The sequence below is a fragment of the Clostridium sp. C2-6-12 genome (assembly GCF_009928485.1).
In the GTDB taxonomy this organism is placed as follows: domain Bacteria; phylum Bacillota; class Clostridia; order Clostridiales; family Clostridiaceae; genus Clostridium.
Genome location: NZ_JAABNP010000029.1, coordinates 38,074 through 53,275, shown reverse-complemented (window position 1 = coordinate 53,275; position 15,202 = coordinate 38,074). Strand labels below are relative to the sequence as shown.

The 15,202-nt window shown below is 29.7% G+C and carries 16 protein-coding genes; 13 read left to right on the top strand and 3 right to left on the bottom strand.

The window, feature by feature from the left end; translation table 11 throughout:
• Window positions 1-23 precede the first annotated feature (23 nt).
• The 6 genes from GXK56_RS20465 to GXK56_RS20440 all read left to right on the top strand — a co-directional run bounded on the left by GXK56_RS20465 (window position 24) and on the right by GXK56_RS20440 (window position 6,785).
• Window positions 24-1,637, top strand: a complete 1,614-nt coding sequence (locus tag GXK56_RS20465; protein ID WP_160690886.1) for an ABC transporter substrate-binding protein — start codon at window positions 24-26, stop codon at window positions 1,635-1,637.
• Window positions 1,638-1,702: 65 nt separating this feature from the next.
• On the top strand, window positions 1,703-3,190 hold the full coding sequence (locus GXK56_RS20460; RefSeq protein WP_160690884.1) for a glycoside hydrolase family 32 protein: 1,488 nt from the start codon (window positions 1,703-1,705) through the stop codon (window positions 3,188-3,190).
• Window positions 3,191-3,296: 106 nt separating this feature from the next.
• On the top strand, window positions 3,297-3,503 hold the full coding sequence (locus GXK56_RS20455) for a hypothetical protein (RefSeq protein ID WP_202127922.1): 207 nt from the start codon (window positions 3,297-3,299) through the stop codon (window positions 3,501-3,503).
• 28 nt (window positions 3,504-3,531) lie between these two features.
• Window positions 3,532-4,470: a carbohydrate kinase gene (locus GXK56_RS20450; protein WP_160690882.1), complete on the top strand. Its 939-nt coding sequence runs from the start codon at window positions 3,532-3,534 to the stop codon at window positions 4,468-4,470.
• A gap of 161 nt (window positions 4,471-4,631) precedes the next feature.
• Window positions 4,632-6,455 carry a methyl-accepting chemotaxis protein gene (locus GXK56_RS20445; RefSeq protein ID WP_160690880.1) on the top strand — a complete coding sequence of 608 codons (1,824 nt, stop codon included), beginning with the start codon at window positions 4,632-4,634 and terminating at the stop codon, window positions 6,453-6,455.
• Between the two features lie 108 nt (window positions 6,456-6,563).
• On the top strand, window positions 6,564-6,785 hold the full coding sequence (locus GXK56_RS20440; protein ID WP_160690878.1) for a hypothetical protein: 222 nt from the start codon (window positions 6,564-6,566) through the stop codon (window positions 6,783-6,785).
• 32 nt (window positions 6,786-6,817) lie between these two features.
• Here GXK56_RS20440 and GXK56_RS20435 read toward each other — a convergent pair whose 3' ends face one another.
• The gene (locus GXK56_RS20435) at window positions 6,818-7,471 is read right to left on the bottom strand and encodes a flavodoxin family protein (protein WP_160690876.1); all 654 of its coding nucleotides are present in this window, start codon (window positions 7,469-7,471) and stop codon (window positions 6,818-6,820) included.
• A 145-nt stretch (window positions 7,472-7,616) separates the two neighbouring features.
• Between GXK56_RS20435 and GXK56_RS20430 the strand changes: the two genes are divergently transcribed.
• The gene (locus tag GXK56_RS20430) at window positions 7,617-7,985 is read left to right on the top strand and encodes a helix-turn-helix domain-containing protein (RefSeq protein WP_160690874.1); all 369 of its coding nucleotides are present in this window, start codon (window positions 7,617-7,619) and stop codon (window positions 7,983-7,985) included.
• A gap of 242 nt (window positions 7,986-8,227) precedes the next feature.
• On the opposite strand, the gene GXK56_RS20425 is transcribed toward GXK56_RS20430, so the two are convergent.
• Both GXK56_RS20425 and GXK56_RS20420 read right to left on the bottom strand, forming a co-directional pair.
• Complete coding sequence (locus GXK56_RS20425; protein WP_160690872.1) at window positions 8,228-9,466, bottom strand: MFS transporter; 1,239 nt, start codon at window positions 9,464-9,466, stop codon at window positions 8,228-8,230.
• 83 nt (window positions 9,467-9,549) lie between these two features.
• A complete protein-coding gene (locus GXK56_RS20420) occupies window positions 9,550-9,948 on the bottom strand; it encodes a PTS sugar transporter subunit IIB (protein ID WP_160690870.1) in 399 nt (132 codons plus the stop codon).
• A gap of 236 nt (window positions 9,949-10,184) precedes the next feature.
• Here GXK56_RS20420 and GXK56_RS20415 point away from each other — a divergent pair, with 236 nt between their 5' ends.
• The 6 genes from GXK56_RS20415 (at window position 10,185) to GXK56_RS20390 (ending at window position 15,138) form a co-directional block, all read left to right on the top strand.
• Window positions 10,185-11,111 carry a phosphotransferase gene (locus GXK56_RS20415; protein ID WP_160690868.1) on the top strand — a complete coding sequence of 309 codons (927 nt, stop codon included), beginning with the start codon at window positions 10,185-10,187 and terminating at the stop codon, window positions 11,109-11,111.
• A gap of 92 nt (window positions 11,112-11,203) precedes the next feature.
• Window positions 11,204-11,734 carry an isopentenyl-diphosphate Delta-isomerase gene (gene idi / locus GXK56_RS20410; protein WP_160690866.1) on the top strand — a complete coding sequence of 177 codons (531 nt, stop codon included), beginning with the start codon at window positions 11,204-11,206 and terminating at the stop codon, window positions 11,732-11,734.
• A gap of 233 nt (window positions 11,735-11,967) precedes the next feature.
• Entirely contained in the window at window positions 11,968-13,134 is a 1,167-nt protein-coding gene (gene nirJ1 / locus GXK56_RS20405) for a putative heme d1 biosynthesis radical SAM protein NirJ1 (RefSeq protein ID WP_160690864.1), read from the top strand.
• Between the two features lie 43 nt (window positions 13,135-13,177).
• Complete coding sequence (nirJ2, locus tag GXK56_RS20400) at window positions 13,178-14,161, top strand: putative heme d1 biosynthesis radical SAM protein NirJ2 (protein WP_160690862.1); 984 nt, start codon at window positions 13,178-13,180, stop codon at window positions 14,159-14,161.
• Between the two features lie 48 nt (window positions 14,162-14,209).
• Window positions 14,210-14,671, top strand: a complete 462-nt coding sequence (locus tag GXK56_RS20395) for an AsnC family transcriptional regulator (protein WP_160690860.1) — start codon at window positions 14,210-14,212, stop codon at window positions 14,669-14,671.
• On the top strand, window positions 14,671-15,138 hold the full coding sequence (locus GXK56_RS20390; protein WP_160690858.1) for an Lrp/AsnC family transcriptional regulator: 468 nt from the start codon (window positions 14,671-14,673) through the stop codon (window positions 15,136-15,138). The genes GXK56_RS20395 and GXK56_RS20390 overlap by 1 nt, the downstream gene beginning before the upstream one ends.
• Window positions 15,139-15,202 lie beyond the last annotated feature (64 nt).

Genomic DNA, 15,202 nt, shown 5'->3' with positions numbered 1-15,202 from the left:
TGTTAAGGAAGGGGAAAAATAATATGAGAACAAGTAAAATCAAAAAATTAGTTAGCATTTCATTAGCATTGCTAACAGTATTATCATTCACAGCATGTGGCAATGGAGCAAGTAAGAAAGAGGAAAAAAGTGCACTAAAGGATGTTTCATTTCCATTAAAAGAAGCAGCATCTTTAAAAATGCTTACAAGTGCACCAGCAATTTCTACTCAAAATCCAAATGAAAGGCTTATTTTTCAGAGATTAGAGAAAGAAACTAATGTTCATATTGATTGGACATGCTATACAGACGATCAGTATGCTGATAAGAAAAATTTAGCATTATCAAAGAAAGATTCGCTTCCAGATGTATTATTTAATGCTGGTATGAGTAACTATGATTTACTTCGCTATGCTAAACAAGGAGTTATAGTTCCTGTTGAAGATTTAATAGATAAATATATGCCGAATTTATCCAAGGTTTTAACAGATAAGCCAGAATATAAGAAAATGATTACTGCACCAGATGGTCATATTTATTCGTTTCCATGGATAGAGGAATTGGGAAGCGGAAAGGAAGCCATACAAGCAGTTGCAGATATCCCTTGGATAAATAAAAAGTGGCTAGATGAATTAGGACTTCAAGTACCAAAAACAACTGATGAATTAGTTACAGTTTTAAAAGCTTTTAGAGATAAACATCCAGAAGGTAAAAATGATGTAATTCCTATGTCATTTATTATAAACAATGGAGACCAAGACCCTGCTATATTGCTTGGAGCTTTTGGTTTAGGTGATAATGGAGATCATTATTTAGTTAGTAATGATAAAAAAGTTGTCTATTCAACTACCCAAGATGGTTATAAAGATGGTATTAAATGGCTTCATAAGCTTCAAGAAGAAGGGCTTATAGATCAAGAAGCATTTACACAAAAATGGGATACATTTGTAGCAAAGGGAAAAAACAATCGTTATGGTATGTTCTTTACATGGGATAGAGCTAATGTAGCTGTAAACAAAGAAGACTATATACCTCTTCCAGCCCTTGCAGGATCTAATGGCAATGTAAATGTTCCTAGATCAAATGGATATGGTTTTGATTTAGGAAGATGTGTTGTAACATCAGCCAATAAAAATTTAGAATTAACAGCAAAATGGGTAGATAAGTTATATGAGCCACTTCAATCAGTACAAGATAACTGGGGAACATATGGTGATGAAAAGAATCAAAATGTATTTGAATTAACTGCAGACAAAACTCTAAAACATTTACCTCTAGGGACAGCATCGCCATGGGAAGTTCGTGCAAATCAATTTGTTGGTGGACCAGCTGCAATTCTTAATGATTATTATGGGAAATATACAACATCACCAGATGATGCACAAGAAAGATTAGATATACTGCACAAAACTTATGTTAAAGATATGAAAGCTGAATATAATTATCCACCTGTATTTATGTCTCAAGAAGATATAGAAAAACTTACACAATATGAAACCGCAGTAAAAGCATATACAGAACGTAAAAAGGCTGAATGGATTTTAAATGGTGGTATTGATGAAGAATGGGATTCTTATTTAAAAGAAATGGATAATCAAGGTTTATCAAAAATATTAGAAATTAAACAAAAATACTTAGATGCATATTTTGCAAAATAACTAACCTTCATAGGCGACTTTAGGGTCGCTTATGTAATATCTAGGATAATTGAAAGGAAATGATTATGAATAATATAGTGAGAAATAATAGTGAAGTTTTAGACAAAGCAAGAGTTTTTGAAGAAGAAGGTATTAATAGTATTCCTGAAGAACAGAGACCATTATTTCATTTATCTGCACCAATAGGCTGGATTAATGATCCAAATGGATTTTCAAAATTTGCAGGGGAATATCATCTTTTCTATCAATATTATCCATATGATACTAAATGGGGACCAATGCATTGGGGGCATAGCAAAACAAAAGATTTTATAAAGTGGGAACAGCTTCCAGCGGCGCTTGCACCAGATCAAGAATATGATATGGGAGGATGTTTTTCAGGAAGTGCTGTAGAGTCAGATGGTAAGCATATACTTATGTATACTGGAGTGTTAGAGAAAGTTGAAGAAGATGGTACTCATCTTATTAGACAAACTCAATGTATTGCTATTGGAGATGGTATGGATTATGAAAAATTAGATTGTAATCCTGTTATTACAAGTGATTCATTGCCAGAAGGCAGCAACCTAGAAGATTTTAGAGATCCTAAGATATGGAAAGAAGGAGATGACTTCTATTTTGTAGTCGGCAGTAGACATGCTGATGGAAGTGGACAAATTCTTTTATATAAATCAAAGGATTTAAGAGGATGGACCTTTGTTACTATTCTTGATAGGAGTGAAAATAAAATAGGTCGTATGTGGGAATGTCCAGATTTTTTTAATGTTGATGGAAACGATGTTTTGGTGATTTCGCCGATGGAAGTAAAGGCACAAGAGCTAAAATTTCATAATGGCCACAATACAGTATATTTAATTGGTAAATATGATAAGGAAAATCATAAATTTAATAGAGAGAATTATGGAACTATAGATTTTGGTTTGGATTTTTATGCTCCTCAAACCCTTGAAGCAGAAGATGGAAGAAGAATTATGATAGGGTGGATGCAATCTTGGGAAAATAATATTGTTCCAAGGGACCTTAAATGGTGTGGGATGATGAGTATTCCTAGAGAACTTACAATAAAGGATGGTCATTTAATTCAAAATCCAATTAGAGAAATTAAGAATTACTATAAAAACACTGTTAAATATGAGAATGTATCAATTAAGGATGAGGTGCAATTAGAAGATATATCAGGCAGAGAATTAGATATGTCTGTTGAAATTAATGGTGAAGCTTGCAAAGAATTTATAATTAAGATTGCTAAAAATAAAGAATATGAAACATTAATAACTTTTGAGCCAATAAGAAATATAGTTTCATTTGATAGAAGTTATTCGGCAAGACTTAGTGATACTTTACATAAGAGAGAAATGAATGTAAGGAATCAAAATGGAAAGGTTAAGTTAAGATTAATCATCGACAAATATTCTGTAGAGATTTTTGTGAATGATGGTGAACAAGTAATGACATCTACTTTTTACACTGCTTTAGATGCAACAGATATTTCATTTTATGCTAAAGGAGAGGCTGAAATAAATATTCAAAAACATAGTATTGTTTTAGACTAAAGATTATATTCAGATGTATTTAAAAAGTGACTAAATTAGATTTTATAATTTAGCCACTTTTAAATGTATAAAGAGTTTCTAGCAAAAAATATTAGTATTAAGAAACATGGAAGCAGAAATTGAATTTATTAGAGATGAATACGTAAGATTCACACTATATAAAGTATACTTATACCTTATTGAGGTAATAGAGTGTAATTATAGACAATATCTAGGTGAAGATGGAGACAAATGGGCAAGATCGCAGATTAATCAAGCATTAAAAGAATTAGAAAAAAATACACTTAGAAGATTAAGTTTAGTAGCTAGATGAAATATGAAGTAAATATGGAGGGATAAATATGAGTAAAAATATTTTTTGTATAGGAGAGCTTTTAATTGACATGGTTTGTGTTGATAATAAAGGGTTAATAAACGGAGAAAAATTTGAAAAAAAAGCAGGTGGAGCTCCTGCCAATGTAGCGGCTTGTATTTCTAAATTAGAGGGGAATGCTTATTTTTTAGGTCAAGTAGGAGATGACTTTTTCGGAAAACATCTAATTCAATTATTAAAGGACTTGAGGATAAACACTGAAATGACTGTGGAAAAAGGTAGTACAACAATAGCTTTGGTTGGAATTGATGAAAATGGAGAACGTAACTTTGATTTTTTAAGAGGAAGCGATGGTGAGTATTCATTTAACAATATTGATTTATCAAAGATAGCAAGCTCAGATATAATTCATTTTGGCTCAGCCACTGGATTTTTAGATGGTGAATTGAAGAAAACATATATTAAATTATTGGAATATGCAAAAAACAATAATATATATGTATCATTCGATCCAAATTATAGAGATGCATTAATCACAACAGATAAGTTAGCACAATTTATAGAGGATAGTATTTTTTTCATCAAACAAAGTGATTTCACTAAGTTAAGTGATGAAGAGTTATTTTTATTAACTAAAGAAAAGGATATAACAGCAGGAGTCAATAAGTTACATGAATTAGGCGTTAAAGTTGTAACTATTACACTAGGTTCTAAAGGAACATATATAAGTGTTAATGGAGAGAATGAAATAATTCCATCTATTAGAATTAAGCAGGTAGATTCAACAGGTGCTGGAGATGCATTTGTTGGAGCTGTATTAAAACAAGTATCTGATATTGAAGATAAGCAAAATATAAGCTTTGAAGAATGGAAAAACATAATTATATTTGCTAATAAAGTGGGAGCAATTACATGTACAAATTATGGGGCAATAGATTCTATGCCTAAATTAAGTGATATAAAGTAAAGAAGGAGATTATCATTATGAGAAATAGAATTAAGAATGAAATTCCGAAATAGTAATAAGTCTTTTGGATTAGATGGAAAATGTTTTACTGAAGTTAATGGCAATGAACTTACAATCAATTAATGAAAATTTAGGTACGCTACTTTGGAGGTTGTGCTAGAATGGATAAAAAATTAAAAAAACAAAGAGTTTTTGATGCAAATTCCAAAAATTTAAAAAATAAATATTTAAAGAATAGATTCTCTAAAAGCATTTTTGCAAAGCTATCATTAAAAAACATAACTATAATTAGAAGTTTTAAAGTTATATGCTTTATTTCAATTCTAACTACTTTCATTATTGGAATATCATCATTTTTTACTATTAATGCGACTCATAATAATCTTAAGCTAATGTATACAAGCTCTCTTCAACGAGACATACTATTAAGTTCTATTAATATGCACTTAAATGATTTGAGAAATGATATTCCAAGCCAAATAGAAAATCCAAAAGAATTGTATAAAAATAATATTAATAAGGCAATTGAGGGTATTTCTTCAGATTTGACTCAATATAAGTCATTAGAGTTTACATTCGATAACAATGAAACAAATGAGCTTATAGATCAACTATTTCTTACTTTAAAAGATAACTGTGAGGATATAACTAAAACTAAAAATAATGATGTGATTAGTACTTATACAAGAAATTTAAATAAATCCAATTTTGAAAAAAATAATTATAATTTTTCAGATGTGATTTCTTCGGCAGTTATTAAGAATAAAGCTGATGCAGAGAAATTATTTAATAAAACAGATAAAGATTATGTAAATGGAACTATTACTTTGATAGTGCTTTTTATTGTTTCAATTATTTTAATATTATTAATTGCAACTACGGTTATTAAATTATTAAAGAAATCTATTAGTTCATTTAACGGTATTTTAGATACTTTAGCTGGGGGAGATTTTACAGTTAAAATTGAAAGTGATGAAAAATCTGAAATAGGACTAATGAAAAAGGAATTAGCAGTTACTATAAATTCGATTTCTTATATATTAAAGTTAATTAAGGATGGCAGCTTATTAACTTTAGAAAAGTCTAAATCACTGGCATCTGTATCAAAAGGAATGGAATCTATAATGCAGGAGGTTGCCGCTGCAATACATAGAATCGCTGATGGGGCTACAGTTCAATCAAATGAATTAATAGTAATAAATGATACATTTTCTAAATTAGATGATGAAATTGTAAACATTACTGCATCAATTAAGGATGTTGATGAAAATACGACATCAGTTAATAATATGGCACAAAGTAGTAATGCTCAACTGTCTGCTCTTATTGAAGCAATAAATACTATCAGCAACTCATTTGGTAATGTTAGTAGGAAAATTCAAGGATTAGGCAAAAAAATTTCAGAAATTAATAAAATAACGGATGTTATAAACAGTATTGCAGAGGAGACTAATTTATTGTCATTAAATGCTTCAATAGAAGCAGCTAGAGCTGGAGATGCAGGTAGGGGATTTTCGGTTGTTGCTGAAGAAATTAGAAAATTAGCAGAACAATCAAAGAGATCATCTAATGATATTAATAAGTTAATTCAAGATATCTCTAAGGAAACAACCATGGTAGTAAGTACCACAAATGAAGTTAATTATGATTTAAAACAGCAAACAAATGTTGTAGAAATTTCGGTTGATAATTTTAAGAAAATAATTGAAGCTATTAATACAATTCTTCCACAAATAGAAGCAATTAATTCTACGGTTGAAGAAATTAATAATGAAAAAGATCAAATTGTTGAAAGAATACAATCTACGGCCAGCATATCAGAAGAGAATTCAGCTTCTTCTGAAGAAATAGCTGCTTCAACTCAAGAAGTCACTATATCAGCTGAAAATTTAGCAAATACCGCACAATTACTTGCACATACTTCTAATAATCTTATTAAACAAGTTAATAATTTTAAATTAAAAGAAGACATTAAACAATTGTGACACAGTGGGGAGTCTACTTCAAATAATAGAATTGAAGTAGACTCTAGTTTATTAGGTAAGGCTCGTAAATATTAATAATAAAAATTCTTATTTTGGAGGTCAAATATTATGAAAGGATATATATATAATAAAGATACTATGACAATAGTAACAATAATTAATAATGTTGTATCTTGTAATGGTACTACAATAAAGGGTGACAGTATTGCTGTATTAGGAATTGGTGAATATTTGGTTACAGATTTAGAATTTAATGAAGGTGATATATTACCAGTTGGTGTCGTTGATAAAAGGTTAGAAATAACTATGTTATATGCACATGATAAATAACTGGGAATTAACGATTATTTGTATAATTCGTATTACTTTATTAAATTTACACCTAGTTCAAATGCTTTTTCGCAATCTAAAGGAAATTGAAGTTTTCTATGTGCTGCTTTTACTTCTTCAGAAAAGGCACTAGATTCATATTTTGAGTAATCATCAAATTGGTAAGTATTATTAGAGTACATAACTAATGGTTTTGTGAGTATACGTCCAAGGATAGATTCGATTTTACTAAAAGTTGACAGGTAACCAGCTTTATCCATTAATTCCTCTTGAACATTCATTGTATAAATGAATGCTGTCGGCATCTTCTTTGGTGCAATTGTAGAATAGTTCTTATCATACACTAAATTGGGAAATAATAATCTTTCTAAAAATGACTGTAATTGACCTGTTATGTTGCCAAAATATATTGGAGAGCCAAAGATAATTCCATCAGCTTGAGATAGTTTTTCTAAAACTTCATAAATATCATCTTTTATAGCACATTTTCCATAACTTGTACCGCCAAGTCTTTTGCATGCAAAGCAACTTTTACATCCAGTATAGTTTAAATCATATAAATTAATAATTTCAGTTTCAACTTCCTTATCTTTTGCTGATTCTTTAACTCCATCTAAAGCTTTTTGAAGTAATGTAGCTGTATTTTTATTTTTTCTTGGACTTCCGTTAATAGCATAAACTTTCATAGTAGAGCTCCTCTTTCTTTATAATGTTTTATTTTTAATTTTTCTGCTATAATTAATATAGCATAAGGTCATAAAGATACAAGTATGCAGTTTTTTCTGTGTTAGTATAAAAAGTATACTAATGTAATTTAAAGGAGTTGTAATTATGAATAAGGATACAGATTGCAATGTAGAAGTTCATAGTGATAATATATATGATATTAAATGTCCTCTTATATATGCATTAGAGATTATAGGACAAAAGTGGAAGCTTCCTATTATGTGGTATTTATTTGATAATGAGTTCACTAGATATAATGAATTAAAACGAAAAGTTAAAGGTATTACTAATATGATGCTTACAAAATCTTTAAAAGACTTAGAAGAACATAATCTTATTGTTAGAATCCAATATGAAACGATTCCTCCTAAAGTAGAATATGCTCTGACAGAACGAGGTAAAGCACTACTTCCTGCATTGAGCGAATTGTCTAAATGGGGGGAAGAACAAATAAAACTTGATAAATCAAAATAAAATTATATGCAAGTATAGTTATTAGATGTTAGAGCTACATGTAGAAGAGAAAAATTTATATTTTGTGTCAGAAAATATGATTCATTAACGAATAGTATATTGAGTAATAGTAATAACCCAATTACCTAAACCCATAACCAATTACAATACATCCATTAAATAGGTGATTGAGGTATACTTCTAAAATTTTAATATTTATACCACAAAAAACCACTCGTATCCCCACGAGTGGTTTTAACTTTTTATTCTTGTACTGAATCTACTTGATTTTCAGATGAAACGTTAAATATTAAGGAAGTTAATATGGCACCTAACATAAACAGTACACTTGCTCCAATGTAAAGAATTGATAGAGAAAATTGACTTTTAAGCCATCCAGTAAGGGACATTGTGATTACCATAAAGCCCATAAACATAGGATTTAGAACTCCGTTTACTCTTCCTACAAATTCTGATTTTGTAAGCTTTAGAATCAATGTATTTATACCGATTTGAATACAAGGCATAAAAAAGCCGTTAAGAAATTGAAATAATAGTGTAACTAGCCAATTTGAAGATAGTCCCATTCCAACCATAGAAATTGAATTTACTATAAGTCCTATGGCTAGAAGCTTTTGAGGCATTATCTTTTTTGATACGGTCATAATAAGGCCGCCCCCAATAAACATTGCTGCTCCATTTACCATGAGTAATATTTGGAGGTTTTCTTTAGGCAATCCTAATCTTTCTACAATTAAGAAAACTCCAAGTGGTTGTATAATTCCAACAGCAAGACCAGATACTGCAAAGACAGAGCCTAATATAGTAAGAGCTCTTTTTTCCCAAACATAAGCAAAACCTTCCTTTAACTCTTCCACGAAATTAGAAGCCATTTCTTTTTGCTCGATTTTTTTATCAGAAGGTAATAAAGTTAAAACTGAAGCTGATAAAAGAAAAGCTACTCCCATAATAGCAATAGACACATCTATTCCAAATTTTTGAAAAACAATTGTCCCAAGCATTGGTCCGATAATCATAAAAATAGACATGAGAGTTTGGAAAATAGCCATTCCTGTTTGCATAAATTCTTCAGGTACATGGTATTTAAATAACTTCATTGCAGAAGGTTGAGAAAATTGAGATAAAATTGCGGAAATAAAGGTTACAAAAAATACAGCCTGCCAAATTCCTAAAATAATTGTAAGCAAAACTGCAAAAACTGAAATGGCACTTAATAGATCACACCAAACCATAGTGCGCTTAGGACGCCATCTATCTGCAAAGGTTCCACCTATAAATGAAAATATAAATATAGGCGCAAATTCAGCTACTGAAATTAAAGAAACTGCAACTGGATCATTATTTGTCTTATCCATTACAAATAACAATATTGCAAAGTTTCGAACCCATATTCCTATCTGCAGAAAAATAGATGAGGCCATAATTACTTGGACAAATCTATTTTTAAAAAATGTAGATATAGACATTGAAGAATTTGTCATAATAGTTACTCCTTTTAATCTGTTATTATTATCATAAATTAGATATACAATTATATCATAATATAAAATATCCGCAAATAAATTTATCTGTTTCTATAAGCTACATTTCTTGTAATTAACATAGTGTTTTCTTCGCCAGGAAAATGAACTGGATTTACTTTATTTTTATTATATAAGTTAATAATATCTGTCACATCTAAGGCTAATTCTTTTATACTAAGTAATCCATACATTCTTGGTGGAAGAATATAGATAGGTATATTAGGAGTTGATTTTTTTAGAAGTTTATTTACATCAGGAATTAAATGAGGACAACAGACTATTATATCAAATTCTGAACTTTTCTTTAATGCTAATATAAAGGGGGAAAATTCAATGTGAAAATCATTTTCCATATTATTTTCTTTTATTTCCTTTTCTGCCTTGCTGGCTAAGGCGCTTGAAGAAAAACCACCGCCACAGCATAAGAGTATTTTTATCATTATTAGGTACCTCCGTTTTATATAAAATAATATCTTTTTATGAATAAATCATATCAAAATTAATATATTCATACAATAGTGGATAATTTAGTATAAAAATTTATGCTGTTAAATTAATTATCTTTAGCCTTATATGTATATATGCTATTTTAATAATTGACAATTGTAAATTCAAAATTTATGAACTTAATTACAACTTATATATGATGAGATGAATAGAAAGTAGGAAATAGTATATGAAAGCATTTATTGAAGAAAATAAAATCTTAGCTAATTGGGGAATTTCAAATGAATCAGTCAAACAAATTTATGGTTCTGCATGGGATATAGGGGGCAGGTATGTTTTAAAAACAGGAACTAATTTTGCATCCTTAAACAGTAATTTATCGTTGATGAAAGTGTTAGCAGCTCAGGATATACCAGTAGCTTCAATAATAAAAACTCTTGATGGAGCAGAATATATAACACGAGATAATTCTTATTACTTTTTAAGCAAAAAAATTAAGGGAGAACATATTAATAATATTTATGGAGAAGATTATAAAGTATTGTCATTATTAATAGGACAAGTAATTGGCAAACTGCATATTGGATTTGAGAAATGCCAAGATATATTGCCTTGTAGGGACAATAATTTTTATGATGAAATAACTGGCTGGGTATTAAGTACTATAAGAGAGAAAGAAGTAAATCTAATTCCTAAAGATATTATTAATGAATGTATTTTGCAATTAGAAGCTATTTATTATAAACTCCCAAGACAATTAATCCATAGAGACATTCATTTAAACAATATGTTATTTTATAATAAGGTTTTAACAGGATATATTGATTTTGATTTGAGTCAAATTGATGTGCGCATTTTTGACTTGTGTTATATGGCATTAGGGCTTCTTATTGATAATATTAATGATGATAATAAAACAGCAAAATGGTTTGAGATAGTAAAAAATATTGTAGAAGGTTATAATGAAAAGATACCATTAACTATGGAAGAGAAAAAAGCTATGCCAGTTATTATGATGGCTATTGAAATGCTTTTTGTAGCATACTTTACTAATGAAAATAACAAGGTTTGTGCTGATGGGGCAGCGGAAATGCTAATATGGCTTTGGAAAAATAAAGAGAAGATTGAAGGTAGGGCTATAAGCAATGATATTTAACAATATATTATTAAATTGTATTTAAGCATTGTTAAAATAGATTTTATACTTTACACTTTAGAAGTAATAATATAAATTGAGGTGAAAATTTTATGGCAGAATATATAATAGCTGTTGATGAGTTTGATAAGGAAATAGGTTCTATTGAAAAAATGGAAGCTCACTATAAAGGGATATTGCATAGAGCTTTTTCTATATTAGTATTGAACTCTGATAATCAATTACTATTACAAAAAAGAAGTGTGCAAAAATATCATTCCCCTGGATTATGGACTAATACTTGCTGCAGTCATCCTCAATTTGGTGAGGACTTATATACGGCAGTTTATAGAAGGATAAAAGAAGAAATGGGCTTTACTTGTAACCTTAAAGAAATGTTCAGCTTTATTTATAAAGTAGAATTTGAAATTAATCTTTTTGAAAATGAATATGATCATGTATTTATTGGAAAATATGATGGAGAAGTAATTCCCAATAAAGAGGAAGTTGATGATTTCAAGTGGGTTGATGTTGATTATATTAAGGAGGATATTAAGGTTAATCCAGACATATATACTTATTGGTTTAAAACCTTAATGAATAAAATAGAAACTAAGGATATATTGGATTTTATTAATTCATAATGCTGAGTTATATTAGAATGATACACGCTATTTAGAAAATAAGTAGCGTGTATTTTTATTTAAAACAAGAACGTATTATATTATAGGGCATAAAAATTAGTAATGTAAATGAATACAAAATATAAGCAAATAAGGTTTACATAATTAAGTGTATGTGGTAATTTATTCTTAACATATAAAGTAAAAAATTGGTGAATACAGCAAGTGAAATATACATGAGAGGTATTGGTAAAATGATAAGTATAACTAAATTATTATGTGATTCTAAAAATTATGGCGATAACTTAAGATACGTGGAAGGAGCTTCAACAGAAAAATATGGAGTTAGTCCTGGACGAGGGCCAGTTGTGGCTTGGAACTGTACAAAAACCTGCAATTTAAAATGCAAACATTGTTATGCAAGTGCAGACAATAAAAAGCATGAGGGAGAACTTTCTTTAGAGGAAGCAAAACAATTCATTGATGATTTAAAGGAATTTAATGTGCCAGCCTTACTATTTTCCGGTGGAGAACCACTTATGAGAGAAGATATTTTGGATATATTAGAGCATGCTAATCAAAGAAAAATAAGGAGCACAATTTCAACAAATGGAACTCTTTTAGATAAAGATATGTGTAAAGCCTTAAAGAAGATTGAATTGGGGTATGTTGGAGTAAGTATTGATGGAATAGGAAGTAATCATGATAGATTTAGAGGAGTTCAAGGTGCCTTTGATAGTTCTTTAAGAGGAATTCGAAATTGTATTGAGGTTGATCAAAAAGTTGGACTTAGATTTACTATAAATAAAAATAATTATAAAGATTTAGAAGATGTGTTTAATTTAATAAAAGAAGAAAAAATTCCTAGAGTTTGTTTTTACCATTTAGTATACTCTGGCAGAGGTAGCAAAATGATGGAAGAGGATATTTCAAAGGAAGAAACAAGAGAGGTCATGGACTTAATAATAAGAAAGGCTATAGAATTTGGACCAGCAGTTGAGATACTAACAGTAGATAATCATGCAGATGCTGTTTACACTTATCTTAAAGCTTTAGAAAAATATGAAGACAAAGCTGAAAAGGTATTAAATCTTCTAAAAACTAATGGTGGAAATAGATCTGGTATGGCTTTTGGTAATGTGGATTTTTATGGGAATGTTCATCCAGATCAATTCACATGGCAATACACTTTTGGAAATGTGAAAGAACAAAAATTTGGAGACATATGGAGAAATTCAGAACACGAAATATTAAATGGTCTTAGAAATAGAAAGGAACTTCTAAAGGGAAGATGTGCTAAATGCAGCTGGTTAAGCGTTTGTAATGGGAATTTTAGAACAAGGGCAGAAGCCGTATATAGTGACTTTTGGGAAGAAGATCCAGCTTGTTATCTTAAGGATGAGGAAATATTTAATCTTTAAAATAACTATCCAGCTTAGTACATATGATGGGGGAGTGAAATAAATGATAATATCGTGGAATACTACAAATAAATGTAACTTAAAGTGTAGCCACTGCTATAGAGATTCAGGCAGAGAAAGTGAAGGAGAATTAACCACAGTACAAGCAAAATTACTTATAGATCAAATTGCAGAAGCAAATTTTAAAATAATGATTTTCTCTGGCGGAGAGCCTTTAATGAGAGAAGATATTTTTGAATTAATAAATTATGCTGCTAAAGCAGGTTTAAGACCTGTACTTGGAACAAATGGAACTCTTATTACTAAGGAAATGGCATTAAAATTAAAAGAAGCTGGAATTTCTGCACTTGGAATAAGCTTAGATAGCCTTGACTTTAAAAAGCATAATGATTTTAGAGGTCATGAAACTGCTTTTAGAGACACAATTTACGCTATGAAAAACTGTAGGGATTTAGGAATTAAATTTCAAGTTCATACAACAGTAATGGATTGGAATAAGGAAGAAATAATAGGCTTAACTGATTTTTCAGTTGCAATGGGAGCAGCAGCTCATCATATCTTTTTCCTTGTGCCTACAGGAAGAGGAAAAAATATAGAAGATGAGTTATTAAAGCCAAAGGAATATGAAGAATTGCTAACTAAAATAATGGAAAAGCAAAAAGAAGTTGATATAGAAATCAAACCAACCTGTGCACCACAATTTGTTAGAATAGCTGAAAAGTTAGGCATAGATAGCAGATTTAAAAGAGGCTGTATTGCAGGAACAAGCTATTGTATTATTAGTCCTAAAGGGGATGTGCAAGCTTGCGCATATTTAACGGAAGCAGCTGGAAATGTTAAAGAAACTCCTTTTAATGAAATATGGAAAAACAGTGAATTCTTTAAGCGTTTAAGAACTCAAGAATATAGTGGAGTTTGCAATGACTGTAAATCAAAAAAGAATTGCGGAGGCTGTAGAGCAAGGGCAGCATATTATAATGATGGGGATTATATGGCATCGGATAGAATATGTATTTATAATAATTAAATAGTTTTCTTAAACAAATGGTATGAATGGGTACAGGGAGGGAATCTTATGGATAAAATAGACGAAAAATTGCTCAATTTAATGCAAGATGAAATACCAATAGATAAAAGACCTTTTAAGTTGCTAGGGGAAAAACTCTTTATAACAGAAAAGGAAGTTTTGAGAAGAATAAACAATTTAAAAAAAGAAGGACTTATTAGGCGGATTGGAGGGATTTTTAATTCAAGAAAAATTGGATATACTAGTACTCTCTGTGCAGCTAAGGTCCCGGAAGATAAAATAGAAGAAACAGCTTTGTGTATTAATGGATATGACGAAGTTACGCATAATTACTTAAGAGAAGATGAATATAACATGTGGTTTACTGTAATTACTTATTCTGAGGAAAGACTAAGTAGCGTTATCCAAGAAATAAAGGATAAAACTAACTTAGAGGACATAATAAGTCTGCCATCAATAAAATTATTTAAGGTTAAAGTAGCTTTAAATTTTCAAGGAGAGGATAAGTAATGATTGAGAACTTAGATAAAAAAATAATAGGAAGGCTTCAAGAGAATATTTCAATAACAGAAAATCCCTATAAAGAAATTGCAGATGAATTTAGCTTGAGCGAAGATGAGCTTATAGGAAAAATAAAAAGCTATAATAAATCTGGAATCTTAAAAAGAATAGGAGCTATACTTTATCATAGAAAGGCTGGCTTTAATGCTAATGCCATGGTAGTATGGAAAATTGAAGATAATAATTTAGATGAAGTCGGTAAGTATATTGCATCAATAGATAAAGTAAGTCATTGTTATGAGAGAAAGCCTTGTTCAGCTTGGAATTATAATCTTTATACTATGATCCATGAAAAAGATAGAGAAAGCTGCGATAAAGTCATTAAAAGCATTGCAGATAATATTAGAGTTAAGGACTATAAAGTTTTGTATAGTACAAAAGAACTGAAAAAAACTAGTATGAAATATTTTAGGTGAAATAATAAATTCCCAAAGTAGTATGCTTTTTGCTATACTACCTTGGGAATTATTACTTTTTTGA